The organism is Rhodoligotrophos sp. CJ14, assembly GCF_038811545.1.
Taxonomy (GTDB): Bacteria; Pseudomonadota; Alphaproteobacteria; order Rhizobiales; family Im1; genus Rhodoligotrophos; species Rhodoligotrophos ferricapiens.
On record NZ_CP133319.1, the window covers coordinates 4,235,387 to 4,252,277 of the forward strand.

Sequence of the window (16,891 nt, forward strand, 5' to 3'; positions counted from 1 at the left end):
GCCATGAGTGAGCGCATACGCCTCAGGCAGATCTGTTTGATGACCGCGCAGCTCGAGCCGGTGATCGACACGCTCATTGCCGTATTCGGCCTGAAGGTGTGCCATGGCAAGGCCGATCTCTCAGCCTATGGCGTGCCCTACGTGCCACCACCGCCCCACCAGGCCGCCTTCTTTGCGAAACATGGATTGATCAGCGCCCAGCTCCCGATGGGTGATACCTTCCTGGAGCTGGTCGCGCCCACCCGGGAGGACACGCCGGCCGGACGCTTCCTCAAGCGGCGTGGTCCGGGCGGCTATATGGTGATCACCGAGGTCGAAACGATTGACCCGTTTGCCGAGCGGGTTGAGCGCCAAGGCGTGCGTCTGGCCGGTACGGTGGACTATCCCACCTATCACGAATTGCAGCTCGACCCGCGCGATGTCGGCGCATCCATGCTGTCCTTTTCCATGCAGCGCGAAGGGAAACCCTTTGACGGTGGCTGGTATCCTGCAGGCCCCAACTGGCGCGAGAAGGTAGCGTCCGGCATCGGCCCGATCCGCGTGGTGGAGCTGAAGCTGCGCGACCCCAGCGCGACCTCGGCCAGATGGTCGGCCCTCATTGGGCATCCGGCCGAGCCTGACGGTGAAGGCTACCGCATTGCGCTCGAGCAATCCGAGATCCGCTTTCTGCCCGAACAAGGCCATGGTTCTGACCGGCTTGATGGCATCCAATTCGAGGCGGCCGATTTTGCCGGGGCAATCGCCCGGGCAAAACAGGCGGGTGTGCCCGTGATGGATGATGCGATTGTCATCAGTGGTTTGAAGTTCAGGCAGGCAGGTTCGCCATGACGCTGCTCGATCTCGCCTTCACCTTGGTCAATGGCCTCGCCACCGGAATGGCGGTCTTCCTGGTGGCCGCAGGGCTTACGCTGATTTTCGGCATCCTCAAGATTCTGAACTTCGCTCATGGCGCCTTCTTCATGATTGGCGCCTATGTGGCCTACACGATTGTGGGCAGTAATCCCTCCTCGATCTGGCTGTTCATCCTGGCCGCAGTGGTGGCGGGCATAGTGGTGGCCGTTCTGGGCTTCATTGCCGACCGCATCGTGCTGCAGCGGCTGCGCAATGTGGATGAGGCCTATATGCTCATCGCGACCTTCGCGGTGCTGATGATCTGCTCCGGCATCGTCAAGCTGATCTGGGGTGTCAATTACGCGTCGATCAACCCGCCCCCTATGCTGGATGGCGCGGTGATCATCGGCCAATTGTTCATCCCGAGCTATTCGCTCTTCGTGATCATCGCCGGCATTGTCGTCTTCCTCATCCTCGATTTTGCCATTCACAGAACCTGGCTCGGCAAGCTCTTGCAGTCCGTTGCCAATGACAGCTGGATGTCCGGCCTGCTCGGCATCAATGTTCCCGTCGCGCTCACCTCCACGGTGATTGCGAGCTTTCTCTTGGCAGGGTTGGCGGGCGGCCTGTTGCTCGCCAATCAGACCCTGTCTCCCATCCTTGGTGAGAGCTTCCTGTTATTGGCCTTCATGGCCGTGATCATCGGCGGTCTGGGCAATGTGCGCGGCGCCTTCATTGCCGCGATCCTGCTCGGTGTCATCGAAAGTGCAAGCTCTCTGCTGATGCCGAACATGCCGGGTATGGCGACCTACATCTTCGTCATCCTGTTCCTCCTGGCCAAGCCGCAGGGCCTGCTTGGAGGGCAGCGCATATGAGCAGCCTTAAAGTCACAGCGCTGGTCATCAGCGGCATTGCCTTCGCAAGCCTGCCCTTCTGGGCGGACCAGGGCATCATGTTCCTGGCTGGCCTCGTGTTGATCGAGGCCGTGTTCGCCCTCTCCTGGAACCTGCTCTTCGGCTTCACCGGCCTTGCAAGTTTCGGTCACGCCGCCTTTTTCGCGATCGGCGCCTATCTCACCGGCTATGCCCTGCGCACCGGGATGGAGGCACCTTTCCTGCTGATGATTCTGGCCTCAGGTCTGCTTGGCGCGGCAGTGGCCGCCATCACCGGCCTTGTCCTCTTGCGCCGGACGACCGGCATCCACCTTGCGATCTTCACCCTCGCCCTGGCAGAGGTCTTGAGGATCATCATCGGCTACAGCACCACGCTTGGCCGCGAGGATGGTCTTGCCTCCATTCCAAGGCCCACCCTCGATTTTGGCGTGATCGCGATCGATCTGAGCTCGGGTCGCGCCTATTACTGGTTCCTCTGTGTTGCGGCAGCCCTGCTGGCCTGGCTGCTCTGGGTGGTCTGCCATGGACCCTTCGGCCGCACGCTGGTGAGCCTGAGGCAGGATCCTGAGCGGACCGCCTTCATGGGCGTGAATGTCCCCGGCTATCGCTTGGCCGCCTTCACCATCTCCGGAGGCATTGCCTCGATCTCCGGCGCGCTCTATGCCCCCTGGGCGCAGATCGTGACCCCGGAATCCGCCCACTGGATCCATTCCACGCAGCCCATGCTGGCATCGCTCCTTGGCGGCGTGCATTCCTTCTGGGGGCCGGTGCTGGGCACCGTGCTGTTCTCGCTCATCAACTATCTCACCCGCAACATGGTTGGGCTTGCCGAGCTGGTGATCGGCATCACCCTGCTGGTGATCGTGCTGGCAGCGCCCACCGGCGTGATGGGACTTCTCGAAAACCTGCGCAAAAGAGCAGAAAAGAGGCCCGCGGGCATTGCTGATCCCATCGAGATGCCAGCGGAAAGGCAGGCGTCATGACGACGCTCCTCACCGTCACCGGCGTGCACAAGAGCTACGGCGCCCATCATGTCCTCAAAGGCATTGGGCTTGAGGTTCGGGAGAAGGAAACCTTTGCGATCATCGGCCCGAACGGCGCTGGCAAGACCACCTTGTTCCGGGTAATGACCGGCGAAGTGCGCTCCGAGCAGGGCAGCATTCGCTACGACAGCCGCGACATCACCGCGCTCGCCGCTCATGAGCGGGTGCGGCTCGGTATCGGCCGCACCTTCCAGGTCGCGCGCGTCCTGCCGGATGTGACCGTTCTCGAGAACATCATCGTGCCGATCGAAGCCCGGCGGAAGGCCCGCGGGGAGGGGGCGCCGGCTTGGTATCGGGTGAAGCCATCGAAAGAGATCACCGACGAAGCGGAAGCCTATCTCGCCGATCTGGGCCTGCTCGAGAAGCGTGCCATGGAGGCGAAGTTCTTATCCCACGGCGACAAGAAGCGGCTTGAACTCGGCATCGCGCTTGCCGGCAAGCCTCGTATCCTGATGCTGGACGAACCCACCGCCGGCATGTCGCCGACCGACCGTGTGGCAACCACCGAGCTCATCCGGCGCTTGCGCGCGCAGACCGGCATGACCGTGGTGATGACCGAGCACGACATGGATGTGATCTTCGGCTTGGCGACACGCATCATGGTGATGAACCAAGGCGAGACGATCGCTGTCGGCACCATGGACGAGGTCCGCGAGAACCCGACCGTGCGCGAAGTTTATCTCGGCAAGGAAATCTACGGTGCTTAGGGTTGACAATCTCAGCGCCTATTATGGCGACAGCCAGATCTTGCACGGCGTATCGCTCGCGGTTCCAGATGGCGGCCGTATTGCTGTGGTGGGCCGCAACGGCGCGGGCAAGACGACCCTGTTCAAGAGCATCATGAATGCCGGCCCGCGGACGAAGGGGAACGTCAGCTGGCAGGGAACAGAGCTCGGGTCCATGCCGAGCTATAAGCGCGTGCGCCGGGGGCTCGCTCTCGTGCCGGAGGACCGTCGCATCTTCGGTCATGTCACTGTGCGAGAGAACATCGCCATGTCGCGCTATGGGGCAGCTCCGGGCCAGACACCGCTTGATCCAGACCAGGTCATTGAACGCTTTCCCATGCTGGTGCCCATCCGCGACCGTCCGGGTGGCCAGCTCAGCGGCGGCCAGCAGCAGATGGTGGCCGTGGCCCGCGCGATTGCCGCCCGGCCCAAGCTCATGATGCTGGACGAGCCGACCGAGGGCCTAGCGCCCGTGATTGTCGAGCAACTTGCCCGTGATGTCGTATCGGCCTGCAAGGAAACCGGCGCGGGTCTTCTGCTCAGCGAGCAGAACCTGTGGTTCGCGCGCCAATGCACCGACCGGCTCTATATCATCGACACCGGCCGCATCGTTTTCGAGGGTGATTGGCAGAGCCTCGATGCCAATGACGATATCAAGCATCGCTACCTCGCGGTGTGAGCGGTTGAGTGGTTGACGGATGGCGCCTCAGCGGTAACTGTCCGGCCGAGTGGGATTGGGGGAAGTCCAGCGCATGGATGATGAGCTCCGCGATTTCGGAACCTATGATTATGTTGTGGTTGGCGCGGGCTCGGCTGGCTGCGTCCTCGCCAATCGTCTATCCGCTGACCCGCGCCATAAGGTGCTGGTGCTGGAGGCGGGTGGTCTTGACCGCTGGATCTGGTTCCACATCCCCGTCGGCTATCTCTTCGCCATCGGCAATCCGCGCTCCGACTGGATGTTTGTGACCGACCCGGAACCTGGTCTCAATGGCCGCGCGCTGCCCTATCCCCGCGGCAAGGTCATTGGCGGCTCATCCGCCATCAATGCCATGATCTATATGCGCGGGCAGGCCGCGGACTATGACGGCTGGCGCCAGCTCGGATTGGAAGGCTGGGGCTGGGACGATGTTCTGCCCTATTTCCTGCGTCATGAGGATCATATCGACCCGCCCAATGAGTTTCACCGTTCGGGTGGTGAATGGCGTGTCGAGCATCCGCGCATCCGCTGGCAGATTCTCGACGCGGTACGCGATGCCGCGGAAGTAATGGGCATAGCCAAGATCGACGATTTCAACACGGGCGATAACGAGGGCTCGTCTTATTTCCAAGTGAACCAGAAACGCGGCCGGCGCTGGAGCGCGGCCCGGGCCTTCCTCAAGCCCGCGCTCTCACGGCCCAATCTCAGGCTCGAGACGGGCGTCGCGGTCGAGCAGGTGGTCATCGAGCAGGGCCGCGCGACGGGTGTCGTGTTCCTGCGCGACGGCATCAGGCATCTCGCCCGTATCTCGGGCGAGGTCGTGCTCTCGGCGGGCTCCGTTGCCTCGCCCGCCATTCTCGAGCGCAGCGGCATTGGTGATGGTGCGCGCCTGCAAGCCCTTGGCATCGAAGTGAAGCACCACGCGCCCGGTGTCGGCGAGAACCTGCAGGACCACTTGCAGATCAGACCCGTCTACAAGGTGACGGGGGTGCGCACGCTGAATACGGATTACGCAAATCTGTTCAGGCGCGGCCTCATGGGGCTCGATTATGTGTGCCGCAGGCGGGGGCCCCTGACCATGGCGCCCTCACAGCTCGGGATCTTCACCCGCTCCTCGCCGGAATACGCAACCGCCAATCTGGAATTCCATATCCAGCCCCTGTCCCTCGACAAGTGGGGCGATGGCCTTCATCCCTTCGATGCCTTCACCGCGAGCGTCTGCAACCTCCGTCCCACGAGCCGAGGCAGTATCCATATCAAAAGCAGGGATGCGCGCGAGGCCCCCTCGATACGCCCGAATTATCTGTCGACAGAAGAAGACAAGTGTGTTGCGGTCGACAGTATTCACCTGACCCGCAAGCTCGTCTCCCAGGCACCGCTTGCGCGCTTCCGGCCCGAGGAGTTCAAGCCTGGCCCGGCCGTGCAAACCGAGGATGAGCTGCTCAAGGCGGTTGGTGACCTCGCCACCACCATCTTCCATCCTGTAGGCACGGCCAAGATGGGCATCGATAGCGACCCCTCAGCCGTGCTGGATGCGCGCCTGCGCGTGCGCGGCGTGGCGGGTCTAAGAGTGGCCGATGCCTCCGCCATGCCACGCATCACCTCCGGCAATACCAATTCTCCAAGCGTCATGATCGGCGAGAAGGGGGCGGCCATGATCCTCGCGGACCGCTAGCGAGCACATTTTTGAGCGAAGTGATGTCGGTTCGCGTGCATTCACCCGCGAATGAACGCGAGCAGATCTGGGTTGATCACGTCAGCATGGATGGTGAGCATGCCATGCGGATAGCCTGGATAGATCTTGAGACTCCCCTGCTTCAGGATCTTGACCGAGAGCAGCGCGGCATCTGCATAAGGCACGATCTGATCGTCATCCCCATGCATGACGAGCACCGGCACCTCGATTGCCGCAAGATCCTCGTTGAAGTCCGTTTCCGAGAACACCTTGATGCACTCGTAATGGGCATTGACAGCACCCATCATGCCCTGGCGCCACCAATTATCGACCACACCGTCCAACGTCTTTGCGCCCGGCCGGTTGAAGCCATAGAACGGCATCGGCACTTCCCTGTAGAACTGCGCGCGATTGGCCGCGAGCTGGTTGCGCAGGTCATCGAAGACTTCGATAGGGAGGCCCCCGGGATTGTTCTCGGTTTTCACCATGATGGGTGGCACGGCGCTCACCAGCACCGCCTTGGCGACGCGCCCCATACCATGGCGGGCGACATAGCGCGCAACCTCGCCGCCTCCGGTTGAATGGCCAATGTGAATGGCATCCCTGAGATCGAGCGCTTCCGCGAGCGCCCCCACGTCTGCCGCATAGGTATCCATGTCATGTCCGTGCGTCGGCTGGCTCGACCGACCATGCCCCCGCCTGTCATGGGCGATGACCCGATAGCCGTGCTGGAGAAAGAACAGCATCTGGTTGTCCCAATCATCCGCGCTGAGCGGCCACCCGTGGTGGAACACGATGGGTTGGCCCTGTCCCCAATCCTTGTAGAAGAGCTGCGTGCCGTCTTTGGTGGTGATGTAGGGCATGTCCTTAACTCCATTCTGGGTCGGTGAGCCCCTTGAAGCGCCCAGCCGCGCGCCATTGTCCTGCCGGCCAGCGGCACAGTCCATAGGCGGAATTCCCCAAGCGTTAAGGGCGCGAAACCGACCACCGGTATGGAACAGCGATATTGATGCTTCACACATCACAGTTGATTTGATAACTGTGGAATGTGATTTCCTTGATGGGAATTGGCCATGATGACTGCTGCGCAGCTGCGGGCCGCGCGTGCTCTGCTTGGTATCGACCAGAAGGTGCTTGCCGAACTCGCCGGCGTCTCCGTGCCCACCATTCAGCGCATGGAAGCAAGCCAGGGCAATGTCAGGGGCGTTGTCGAAAGCCTCACGAAGGTGATCGAAGCCCTGGACAGGGCAGGGGTGGAGCTGATCGGCGAAAATGCCCAAAGCCTGAATGGTGGCCGCGGGGTGCGTCTCAAGGAAATTGCACCGAAGCTCTGATTTGGAACCGACATTGTCGCGACGGCGACCGCCGACCCTGTAGCCGACGATCCCGCCGCCTTCACACAGGCCGCCGGACATGCCCTCGAGCACCATCTCCGCCCCGTCCCCAGGGACGCCCAGTTTTGCTGAACTCTTCACGCCGAAGCTCGTCACCATTCTGCGCGAGGGGTACGGCCTGGCCAATCTCCGTGCCGACGCGATGGCCGGGCTCACGGTGGCGATCGTCGCGCTGCCGCTGTCCATGGCTATCGCCATCGCATCGGGCGCATCCCCGGCCCAGGGCCTGTATACCGCGATTGTCGGAGGTTTCCTGGTTTCGGCCTTGGGCGGCAGCAGGTTTCAGATTGGCGGCCCGGCTGGTGCCTTCATCGTGCTTGTGGCGACAACCGTGCAGCAGCATGGGATGGGCGGCCTTATTCTCGCAACCATCCTCTCAGGCGTGCTGCTGGCGGCAATCGGCTTGCTGCGCCTGGGCACCTACATCAAATTCATTCCCTATCCGGTCACGGTGGGCTTCACGGCTGGCATTGCCACCATCATTTTCGCGAGCCAGATCAAGGAGCTGCTGGGCCTGACCTTGTCCGAGGCCGAACCCGGGCCGCTCCTCGACAAGCTGCCGGTTCTCTGGGCAAACCTTCCCACCGCCGATACCGGGACCATCATTCTTGCGCTCGTCACCATCATTGTGATCGTCGGCGTGAAGCGCCTGCGCCCGCACTGGCCAGGCATGCTGATCGCTGTGGCGATTGCTGGATTGGCAACCGCCCTATTGGATTTGCCGGTCACCACTATCGGTTCCCGGTTCGGCGGCATACCGGCGAGCCTGCCCATGCCGAGCCTCCCTGCATTCGATCTGCAGAAGGTCCAGGCCGTGCTGCCCAGCGCCATTGCCTTCACGCTGCTCGGCGCCATTGAATCGCTGCTTTCGGCAGTTGTCGCCGACGGCATGACCGGCCGTCGTCACCGCTCCAATTGCGAGCTTGTGGCCCAGGGCGCTGCCAACATGGCATCCGGCCTGTTCGGGGGCATCTGCGTGACGGGAACGATCGCCCGCACAGCGACAAACGTTCGCGCCGGAGCCCACGGGCCGGTTGCCGGCATGCTGCATTCGGTGTTTCTGCTGCTCTTCGTACTGGTCGCAGCGCCATTGGCGAGCTTCATACCTCTTGCGAGCCTCGCGGGCGTGCTTGCGGTGGTCGCCTGGAACATGGTTGAGAAACAAGCATTCGCAACGCTCATACGCGCCTCTTGGGGTGATGCGGCGGTCTTGCTCGCAACCTTCTTTCTGACGATCTTCCGCGATCTGACCGAGGCGATCATCGTAGGCTTTGCCCTTGGCTCGATCCTGTTCATCCATCGCATGTCTAAGGCCACCGTCATTGAAACGCACGTTCCCTTGGTGCCCGAAGACAAGCCCGATAGCGCAAATGGTGGCCGGACCCCTTATGACGAGGCAGCGGCCTCTGACCCGGAGGTGGTGGTCTATCGCATATCGGGCGCTTTCTTCTTCGGGGCAGCCGCCTCGATCGGCTCAGTCCTCGATCGCATCGCTGATACCCACCGGGCGCTCGTCATCGATCTCTCGGCCGTACCCTTCGTGGACTCGACCGCGGCTAACACCATTGAAGGCCTCGCCCATAAAGCCGCACGCCGGGACGTGAGCATCTATCTGACCGGGATCTCGCCGGCCATGCGCAAGGATCTCTTCGCCCATGGAATAAGGCCGCCGCTTGTGCATTATGCCTCATCGGTTGAGGAGGCGGTCCGCCATGTGCATTCTGGCGGCGCGGCCAGAACGCTCTGAGACCATGGTGGCCGACGGAGAGAGTAATGGCGCAGAACATCTATGACGATCCCGGATTTTTCGCAGGCTACAGCGAACTGCCCCGCTCGGTCCACGGGCTCAAAGGCGCGCCGGAATGGCCGACCATTGAGACGCTTCTGCCGGAAATGCGGGGCCTGCGGGTCTTGGACCTCGGCTGCGGCTTTGGCTGGTTCTGCCGCTGGGCCCGTGCCAACGGAGCGGCCCATGTGCTCGGGCTTGATCTCTCCGAGAACATGCTCGCGCGGGCGAAGACCGAAACACCCGATGGCGCGATAACTTACCAGCGGGCGGACCTTGATCATCTCGAGCTGCCCAAAGCTGCCTTCGAGCTAGCCTACAGCTCGCTCGCGCTGCACTATGTGGAGAACCTGGGGCGGCTCTTCGCAACCGTCCACCAGGCGCTTGTACCAGGTGGACAATTTGTCTTTTCGATCGAGCATCCGATCTATATGGCCCCGCGCGAACCGCGCTGGCTCGTGGACGGGCAGGGGCGTATGACTTGGCCCTTGGACAGCTATCAGATTGAGGGTCCACGCCGCACCAATTGGCTTGCCGAAGGAGTGCTGAAGCAGCACCGCACCATGGGCACGACCCTGAACCTTCTCATTCAGCATGGTTTTTCGATCAGCCATGTGAACGAGTGGGGCCCGACGGACGAGCAGATTGCGGCTGAGCCGGAACTGGCCGAGGAGCGCGAGCGCCCCACATTCCTCATCATCGCCGCCGAGCGCCGGGAGCGCTAGCCAGTCTCAGCCATCGAGCGCTGCGATGGCCAGTTCGGCAATCCTGAAATCCACCTCTGGGCTATCCCCATCTTCCATGAACCAGGCAGCGGAAAGGCCCGTCCACGCGATGATCCAGCGCAGGAGCCGTTCGCGTGCAATGCCTGAGCGCTCGATCACGATCGCAAGCCGCCGCGCGAAAACCTCAGGCACAACGGCGAGCTTGCAGGTGTGATCGCCCACATCGGGGTTGCAGAAGAGATTGGCATAGTCGAAAGCGCGATCGCCATAGATCCGCTTCGGGTCGATGGCGAGAAAGCCGCGCTCGCCGAAGTCCAGCACATTATCGTGATGGATGTCCCCATGCAGCGCAACAATCTCCTGCGGATCAGCCAACAGGGCACGAGCCTCTTGAGCGGCACGGGCAAGCAGGCCGTTTTGAGTTGAGGCCGCGGCTGGCCACAGATCTCGAAACCAGACATCGAGCGAGACCAGGCCCTGCGGCAGCGGTTTTGCGCGTGGGGCATGCAGCGCGGCAATTACATCGCAGAGAATATGGCTGGCCTCGTGGTCTCGGCCATTGCGGGCAAGTTCCGAAAGCGAGCGATGGCCCAGAGCGCGCTCCATCAGGATGGCATTATCATCCCAGGCATAGAGCAGCGCGGCGCCGCGGCCCTCCCACCAGTCAAGCAGGACGCCACCGAAACGCTCTTCCTGATTGAGCGCCACCTTGAGCATGGCCGGCCGCTCGCGCCACAGCACCGGCAGGAGCTGCGCCCCCCAGGTGACGATTGGCTCGCCATCGGGGGTCAGGCCCCAGCGCTCGAGAGACTGAGCAAACACGCCGATTCCGCTCATTTGCTGGCTTTACTCTCGCCATGAAAAGCAGGGCGGCGTCTAATCCGCGCGCTCGAACCGCCGCACGATCCATTCCGCGATCAAGGCAGGCTTCTCCGTGCCTTCCCGCTCGATCGTAGCAGTCCATGTGAGCTGGACGCCTGGGGAAAGCTCCTGAACTTCCTTGAGCGTGAAACGGCCGCGGATCCTGCTGCCCGCCGGCACTGGAGCTGTGAAGCGCACCTTGTTGAGGCCGTAATTGAGCCCGAGCTCGCTTGCTTCGAACGCGATTGCCGATTCAAACAGTGGAACCAGCAGCCCGAGGGTCAGGAAGCCATGGGCGATGGTGCTGCCGAACGGCGACTGGGCTGCCCGCTCCTGATCCACATGGATCCACTGAAAATCATCCGTTGCCCGCGCGAAGAGATCGATCCTGTCTTGGCTCACTGTGAACCAGTCGCTGACGGCGACCTCTTCACCCACCAAGCTCCCAAAGGCTGCCAGTGCAATGATGCGCTGTTGCATTCCGATCCCCCAATTCGCAGTCGTCCGCCGACTGCCTCGCCGTCCACCGCCCGCTTCACCCGCGAGGCTGGCCCAAAGGCGGGGTGCAACGCAAGGGTTAAGAAGGGGGCAGCGGGCTTGGATCATGTGCTGCCCGATCGGCAACGATTTTCCGCCGAGCCAATTTAGCTCAGATACAAGGCTGAAATCCTCTCCGGCGGCAGGCTGCACCTTTGTCGTGGCGACGAGATCTTGCGAATTCTGAAGCAGAAACGAGGTTAAATATTGGTGAAATATATCTGAAATTCTTCCGTTATTATAGAAGAACTCGTTTTCAGTGAGAGACGCTATGAGAATAGCTCAGATTTCTCCGCTCTGTGAGAGCGTACCGCCCTCGCTCTATGGTGGAACCGAGCGCATCGTCGCCCATCTCTGTGACGCGCTCGTAGAGCTTGGTCACGACGTGACGCTGTTTGCCTGCGCCGATTCTGTCACAAGGGCCCGACTGATTCCTGTGCGCGAAAGGCCGATCAGGCTTGATCCTTCGCCCCTCAAATCGGAGCTCGCGGCACATCTTTCGATGCTCGCGGAAGTGCGCGAGCGGGTGGAGGACTTTGGCATCCTCCATTTCCATATCGATCTCCTCCATATGCCCTGGTTTACCGATGTCGCGCAGCGGAGCCTGACCACTCTCCATGGCAGGCTTGACATGACCGATCTCGCGCGCGCCTATCGCCTGTGGCCGCATTATCCCTTGGTGTCGATCTCGGATCAGCAGCGCAAGCCTGTACCCTTCGCGAATTGGCTCGGCACGGTCCATCACGGCCTCTCGCCCAAGTCCTACACTTTCAATCCCAACCAGGGCGGATACTTGGCCTTCCTAGGCAGGCTCTCCCCGGAGAAGCGGCCCGACCGCGCGATCGCCATTGCCAAAAAGTCAGGTATTCCTCTGAAGATAGCCGCAAAAATTGATGCTGCTGATAAGGAATACTTCGAAGCCTCGATACGCCCTCTGCTGGATCATCCACTTGTGGAGTTTATCGGCGAGATTGGCGATCATGAGAAATCCGACTTCTTGGGCAATGCGGCAGCGCTGCTCTTTCCGATTGACTGGCCCGAGCCCTTCGGCTTGGTGATGATCGAGGCGATGGCCTGCGGAACACCGGTGATCGCATTTCGGTGCGGCTCAGTTCCCGAGGTCGTGGACGATGAGGTCACCGGCTTCATCGTTGAGACGGTCGATGATGCAGTCGCTGCAGTCGATCATCTCGATATCCTCGACCGGCGGCGCATACGTGCGATCTTCGAACGAAGATTCTCGGCAACCGCCATGGCGAAGAATTATGTCGAGCTGTACCACCGCCTGCTGCAGGGCGACGCCGGCAGGACGCCATATGCGCCAGATCGCTTAGAGTCCGAGACGCAATATACCGAGCTTGCCCGTGCCCGCCGGCATCGGCTGGAACCCCTGCGGGGCATGGGGACTTGACCTATATCCACCGCATCCAAGCGACGCGACCGGAAGCAGGATCTCTGGGAGAGACCGATGCCTTTCGAACTCACGAGCCCCTCGATCGAGAATGGTCAACCCATCCCGGACAAGCACACGCGGGATGATGCAAATCTCTCGCCCCAGCTCGATTGGACGGATCCGCCGGAAGGGACGCAGAGCTATGTTCTGGTGATGGAAGACGTCGATGCGCCGGGGCGTACGTTCCGGCATTGGGGCATTTTCGAGATCCCGCGTGACCGTAGGCATCTGGCGCCGGGGCGAAGCTCGGGCGCACGCACCGAGGATCTGCCGCATGCGGTAAACGATTTCGGCAATCTCCACTATGACGGGCCGCAGCCGCCGCCAGGCGATCCGCCACACACCTACAGGCTCAGGCTTGCCGCCCTGCGTGTTCCCAATCTGCCCCTGGAGCCAAGGCCGTCGGCGGCTGAGATGTGGGATATGGCAAGGGGCTATATCCTGGCCGAAGCTGAGCTGACGGGCACATACGCTAAACCCTAAGGGCGCCGCTTGAAGCAGGAAAGATTGTCGCGACTGCAGGCTTGCGATATCAGCGGCGGGTCTCTCGCACAACCGAGCATGCCTCCCCATATCCGCCCCTAAATGCAGCTCGATCTCGATAACCAGACCCGCTTCCGCCTGCAGCGCGCGCTTCTCCTCGTCAACCAGAGGGCGCGGCGCGGCTCGCGCCCGATTGATGGTGCGCGGGCTGTCTTCAGCGCCCATGGCTTCGAGCTGGTGGAGCCTCAAAACCCGGGCTTGACCTTGGCTGACCAGGTCCGTGCGGTAGGCGGCATCGATCTCGTCATCGTTGGGGGTGGTGACGGCTCGCTGAACGCGGTGGCACCCGCCCTCATTGAGCGCCGCTTGTCCCTTGGGATTCTACCGCTGGGAACGGCGAACGATCTCGCGCGCACGCTGAGCCTCCCGCTTGATCCCGCCGCCGCGGCCCGGGTGATCACGGCCGGCCACAGGCGCCGGCTTGATCTGGGCGAGGTGAATGGCCATCCCTTTTTCAATGTGGCGAGCGTTGGCTTCAGCGCCGATCTGGCGCGTGGGCTGACCGCCGAAGCAAAGCGTCGCTGGGGTGTGCTGGGTTATGCCATCGCCGCGCTCCGCATCCTGTCGCAGAGCCGGCCCTTCACCCTCTATATCGAGCATGATGGCCAGGTGGAGGAGGTGCGCACCATCCAGCTTTCCGTCGGCAATGGCCGCTTCTATGGCGGCGGCATGACCGTCGAGGTGAACGCCCAGCCTGATGATGGCAGGCTCGATGTCTATAGTCTCGAAGTGCCGCATTGGTGGCATCTGATCGCGCTGATGCCCGCCCTGCGCCGCGGCACCCATGGTCGCTGGAAACATGTGCGCGCCTTCGGCACGACCGCGCTCAAACTGACCACGCGCCGGCCTCATGACATCAATGCCGATGGCGAGCTGGTCTCCACCACCCCTGCCGAGTTCCGGATCATTCCGCAGGCGGTGGAGGTATTTGCACCTCGCTAGACCGTTTGGACGTGGAGCTTGTTCGTTCTGCATCTCATTTATCAGTGCACGGCCCTTGCACGACGCCCCATGAGGAGTTATGTGAACAAAACAAGAACAGTCCACGGACTTGGCTATGCCACGCACCCTTTTGCAGAAGCTGGAAATCCTGGCCGACGCCGCGAAATACGATGCCTCCTGTGTGTCTTCTGGAGGTGTTAAGCGTAACGCAGGCAAGGGGCTCGGGTCGGTAACGGGAGAAGGAATTTGTCACGCTTTCACCCCTGATGGCCGTTGCGTGTCTCTGCTGAAAATCCTCCTCACCAACTTCTGCAGATATGATTGCGTCTATTGTGTCAGCCGCCGCTCGAGCAACGTGCCGCGCGCGCGCTTCACGGTTGAGGAGGTGGTGGCCCTCACGCTCGATCTCTACCGGCGCAATTGCATCGAAGGCTTGTTCCTGTCCTCCGGCATCGCCCGTTCGGCCGACGAGACCATGGCCGATCTGGTCAGGGTGGCAAGAGTGCTGCGGGAAGAGCATGACTTCCATGGTTATATCCATCTGAAGACGATACCTGGCGCCGGCGCCGAACTTCTGGCTGAGGCCGGACGCCACGCCGATCGTCTGTCCATGAATGTCGAACTGCCCGCTGAAGCCTCTCTTGCAGAGCTCGCCCCGGAAAAATCGATCCGCGACATCAAGCGAGGCCTCGCCCGCACCCGAACCAATATTGAGGCTGCGGCAGAGAAATCCCTGACAGGAAGGACCAAGACCCAGCCCTATGCCCCTGCTGGCCAGAGCACTCAAATGGTGATTGGCGCTGATCAGTCATCGGACTTCGAGATCCTGCAGAAGAGCGCCGAGCTTTACGGGGCCTACGCGCTTCAGCGCGTCTATTATTCGGCCTTCAGCCCCACCGGCCATGTTTCACAGCACCTGCCGCCAAAGCCTGTCCCGCTGATGCGGGAGCACCGGCTCTATCAGGCTGATTGGCTGCTGCGCTTCTATGGCTTTTCACTGGCAGAGCTCGAAAGCGCCTTGCCAGCCGGCATGCTCGATCTTTCCATAGACCCTAAGCTTGCCTGGGCGCTCGCCCACCGTGGCGGCTTCCCGGTGGATGTGAACAAGGCGAGCCGCGAAATGCTCCTGCGTGTGCCAGGGCTTGGGACCCGCGCGGTGGACCGTATCATCACGGCTCGCCGGCATGGGGCGCTGCGTCTTGCCGATCTCGGGCGCCTCACCAGCTCGGTTGCACGTATCAGGCCGTTCATAGTCACGCCCGACTGGCAGCCTAGCCGGCTCTTGGACGATGGACATCTGCGCCGGCGGCTCACGCGCAAGCCCGAGCAGTTGGCGTTGGCGCTGGGCTAATGATGCAGACGGTTTATCTTCCCGGGGATTGTAGCCAGGAGCAGTTCCGCGAGGTAGCCCGGCAATGCCTCGCCCAGGAGCTCTGCCCTGATCGGGTGCTCTTCGTGGAGGGGAAAACCGGGTCTCTGTTCGAGATGACGAACAGCGTGGAGGCTCCCAGGATCACCGTTCCTCGTCTCTATCAGGAGCTTTTGTCGAAAATCCTCTGCCACACCGCCGAAGATCGCTTTGCGCTCCTCTATCGCTTGCTTTGGCGGATCGCCCATGGGGAACGACAGGTGCTGGAGCGCTTTTCAGACCCTGATGTCAGACAAGCCATGCTCTATGCCCGGGCGGTGCAGCGCGATGCCTATCGCATGCGCGCCTTCGTGCGCTTCAGCGAGAAAGAGATTGATGACCGCACGCTGTTCGTTGCCTGGTTTGAACCGCAATTCCGCGTGCTGTCTTTATCCGCGCCCTTCTTCATCGACCGGTTCACCAATATGGACTGGCTGATTGCCACACCGCACGGCACCATGGCCTGGCGAGACGGTGAACTGAGCTTTGGCCCTCCCGGACCCCGGCCGCGCGAGGATGGCGACCCAGTTTTGGACGAGCTGTGGACCACCTATTATCGGGTGACCTTCAACCCGGCCCGTCTCAGGGTAAAGGCCATGGTGGCGCAAATGCCCAAACGCCATTGGCCAACTTTGCCGGAGACAGCGCAAATGCCTGATCTCGTGCGTATGGCCAAGCCTCTGGCAGAGGCAATGGCTGCCCGACCGCCCGATACACCTCCCAAATTCGCCGACAGTCTGGCGCGGCGCCCTCAACCGAGCAGACCCGAACCGGGTGAACCGCTGGAAATCCTGCGCAGCCAGGCAGAGGCCTGCACCCTTTGTCCTCTTCACGGGCCCGCAACCCAGACGGTCTTCGGGGAGGGCCCGGCCAATGCCGAGATCATGTTCGTGGGCGAGCAGCCGGGTGACCAGGAGGATCTCGCGGGCAGGCCCTTCGTCGGACCGGCAGGTCAGGTCTTCAACCGCGCTTTGGCGGAGGTGGGGATCGATCGCAGCAGCGTCTATGTCACCAATGCCGTGAAGCATTTCAAGTTTGAGCCGCGGGGGAAGCGTCGGCTGCATAGCAAGCCGGCGGCGGCCGAAGTGCATGCTTGCCGCTTCTGGCTGGATCGGGAGCTTGCCCTTATTCAACCGAAGCTGATCGTGGCTTTGGGGGCAACCGCAGCGCTGGGGGTGATGGGCCGCGCAGTCGCGGTCACAAAGGAGCGCGGGCGTATTCTTGAGATCGGCAGCCTGCGGGTTCTGGTGACGGTACACCCGTCATATCTGCTGCGGTTGCCAGATCCCGAACGGGCGAAGCTTGAATATGAGGCCTTCGTTCAAGACCTCCGCCTGGTCTCGTCCTGGTGCCAGAAAGCGGCGTGATCGGGGGTATG

The 16,891-nt window shown here is 61.9% G+C and carries 17 protein-coding genes; 14 read left to right on the forward strand and 3 right to left on the reverse strand.

The window, feature by feature from the left end; genetic code table 11:
- Positions 1-39 precede the first annotated feature (39 nt).
- The 6 genes from RCF49_RS19750 to RCF49_RS19775 all read left to right on the forward strand — a co-directional run bounded on the left by RCF49_RS19750 (position 40) and on the right by RCF49_RS19775 (position 5,864).
- The gene (locus RCF49_RS19750; protein ID WP_342641498.1) at positions 40-828 is read left to right on the forward strand and encodes a hypothetical protein; all 789 of its coding nucleotides are present in this window, start codon (positions 40-42) and stop codon (positions 826-828) included.
- Positions 825-1,706 (forward strand): branched-chain amino acid ABC transporter permease, encoded by an 882-nt coding sequence (locus RCF49_RS19755; protein WP_342641499.1) that lies wholly within the window; start codon positions 825-827, stop codon positions 1,704-1,706. The genes RCF49_RS19750 and RCF49_RS19755 overlap by 4 nt, the downstream gene beginning before the upstream one ends.
- Positions 1,703-2,707, forward strand: a complete 1,005-nt coding sequence (locus RCF49_RS19760) for a branched-chain amino acid ABC transporter permease (protein WP_342641500.1) — start codon at positions 1,703-1,705, stop codon at positions 2,705-2,707. The genes RCF49_RS19755 and RCF49_RS19760 overlap by 4 nt, the downstream gene beginning before the upstream one ends.
- Positions 2,704-3,474 carry an ABC transporter ATP-binding protein gene (locus RCF49_RS19765; protein ID WP_342641501.1) on the forward strand — a complete coding sequence of 257 codons (771 nt, stop codon included), beginning with the start codon at positions 2,704-2,706 and terminating at the stop codon, positions 3,472-3,474. The genes RCF49_RS19760 and RCF49_RS19765 overlap by 4 nt, the downstream gene beginning before the upstream one ends.
- Positions 3,467-4,171 (forward strand): ABC transporter ATP-binding protein, encoded by a 705-nt coding sequence (locus RCF49_RS19770; RefSeq protein ID WP_342641502.1) that lies wholly within the window; start codon positions 3,467-3,469, stop codon positions 4,169-4,171. The genes RCF49_RS19765 and RCF49_RS19770 overlap by 8 nt, the downstream gene beginning before the upstream one ends.
- A gap of 73 nt (positions 4,172-4,244) precedes the next feature.
- The gene (locus RCF49_RS19775; protein ID WP_342641503.1) at positions 4,245-5,864 is read left to right on the forward strand and encodes a GMC family oxidoreductase; all 1,620 of its coding nucleotides are present in this window, start codon (positions 4,245-4,247) and stop codon (positions 5,862-5,864) included.
- A gap of 41 nt (positions 5,865-5,905) precedes the next feature.
- On the opposite strand, the gene RCF49_RS19780 is transcribed toward RCF49_RS19775, so the two are convergent.
- On the reverse strand, positions 5,906-6,727 hold the full coding sequence (locus RCF49_RS19780; protein ID WP_342641504.1) for an alpha/beta fold hydrolase: 822 nt from the start codon (positions 6,725-6,727) through the stop codon (positions 5,906-5,908).
- Positions 6,728-6,937: 210 nt separating this feature from the next.
- Here RCF49_RS19780 and RCF49_RS19785 point away from each other — a divergent pair, with 210 nt between their 5' ends.
- From RCF49_RS19785 to RCF49_RS19795, 3 genes are all read left to right on the forward strand, one after another.
- Entirely contained in the window at positions 6,938-7,198 is a 261-nt protein-coding gene (locus RCF49_RS19785) for a helix-turn-helix domain-containing protein (RefSeq protein ID WP_342641505.1), read from the forward strand.
- Between the two features lie 79 nt (positions 7,199-7,277).
- Positions 7,278-9,005 carry a SulP family inorganic anion transporter gene (locus tag RCF49_RS19790; RefSeq protein ID WP_342641506.1) on the forward strand — a complete coding sequence of 576 codons (1,728 nt, stop codon included), beginning with the start codon at positions 7,278-7,280 and terminating at the stop codon, positions 9,003-9,005.
- Between the two features lie 26 nt (positions 9,006-9,031).
- Positions 9,032-9,769: a class I SAM-dependent methyltransferase gene (locus RCF49_RS19795; RefSeq protein WP_342641507.1), complete on the forward strand. Its 738-nt coding sequence runs from the start codon at positions 9,032-9,034 to the stop codon at positions 9,767-9,769.
- Positions 9,770-9,775: 6 nt separating this feature from the next.
- Here RCF49_RS19795 and RCF49_RS19800 read toward each other — a convergent pair whose 3' ends face one another.
- Positions 9,776-10,606: an aminoglycoside phosphotransferase family protein gene (locus RCF49_RS19800; RefSeq protein ID WP_342641508.1), complete on the reverse strand. Its 831-nt coding sequence runs from the start codon at positions 10,604-10,606 to the stop codon at positions 9,776-9,778.
- Positions 10,607-10,645: 39 nt separating this feature from the next.
- The gene (locus RCF49_RS19805) at positions 10,646-11,110 is read right to left on the reverse strand and encodes a MaoC family dehydratase (protein WP_342641509.1); all 465 of its coding nucleotides are present in this window, start codon (positions 11,108-11,110) and stop codon (positions 10,646-10,648) included.
- Positions 11,111-11,438: 328 nt separating this feature from the next.
- Here RCF49_RS19805 and RCF49_RS19810 point away from each other — a divergent pair, with 328 nt between their 5' ends.
- From RCF49_RS19810 to RCF49_RS19830, 5 genes are all read left to right on the forward strand, one after another.
- Positions 11,439-12,578, forward strand: a complete 1,140-nt coding sequence (locus tag RCF49_RS19810; protein WP_342641510.1) for a glycosyltransferase family 4 protein — start codon at positions 11,439-11,441, stop codon at positions 12,576-12,578.
- Between the two features lie 57 nt (positions 12,579-12,635).
- Positions 12,636-13,103, forward strand: coding sequence for a YbhB/YbcL family Raf kinase inhibitor-like protein (locus tag RCF49_RS19815; protein WP_342641511.1), 468 nt, complete (start codon positions 12,636-12,638; stop codon positions 13,101-13,103).
- Between the two features lie 102 nt (positions 13,104-13,205).
- Entirely contained in the window at positions 13,206-14,105 is a 900-nt protein-coding gene (locus tag RCF49_RS19820; RefSeq protein WP_342641512.1) for a lipid kinase, read from the forward strand.
- A gap of 115 nt (positions 14,106-14,220) precedes the next feature.
- The gene (locus RCF49_RS19825) at positions 14,221-15,456 is read left to right on the forward strand and encodes a putative DNA modification/repair radical SAM protein (RefSeq protein ID WP_342641513.1); all 1,236 of its coding nucleotides are present in this window, start codon (positions 14,221-14,223) and stop codon (positions 15,454-15,456) included.
- Complete coding sequence (locus RCF49_RS19830; RefSeq protein WP_342641514.1) at positions 15,456-16,880, forward strand: UdgX family uracil-DNA binding protein; 1,425 nt, start codon at positions 15,456-15,458, stop codon at positions 16,878-16,880. The genes RCF49_RS19825 and RCF49_RS19830 overlap by 1 nt, the downstream gene beginning before the upstream one ends.
- Positions 16,881-16,891: the final 11 nt, after the last annotated feature.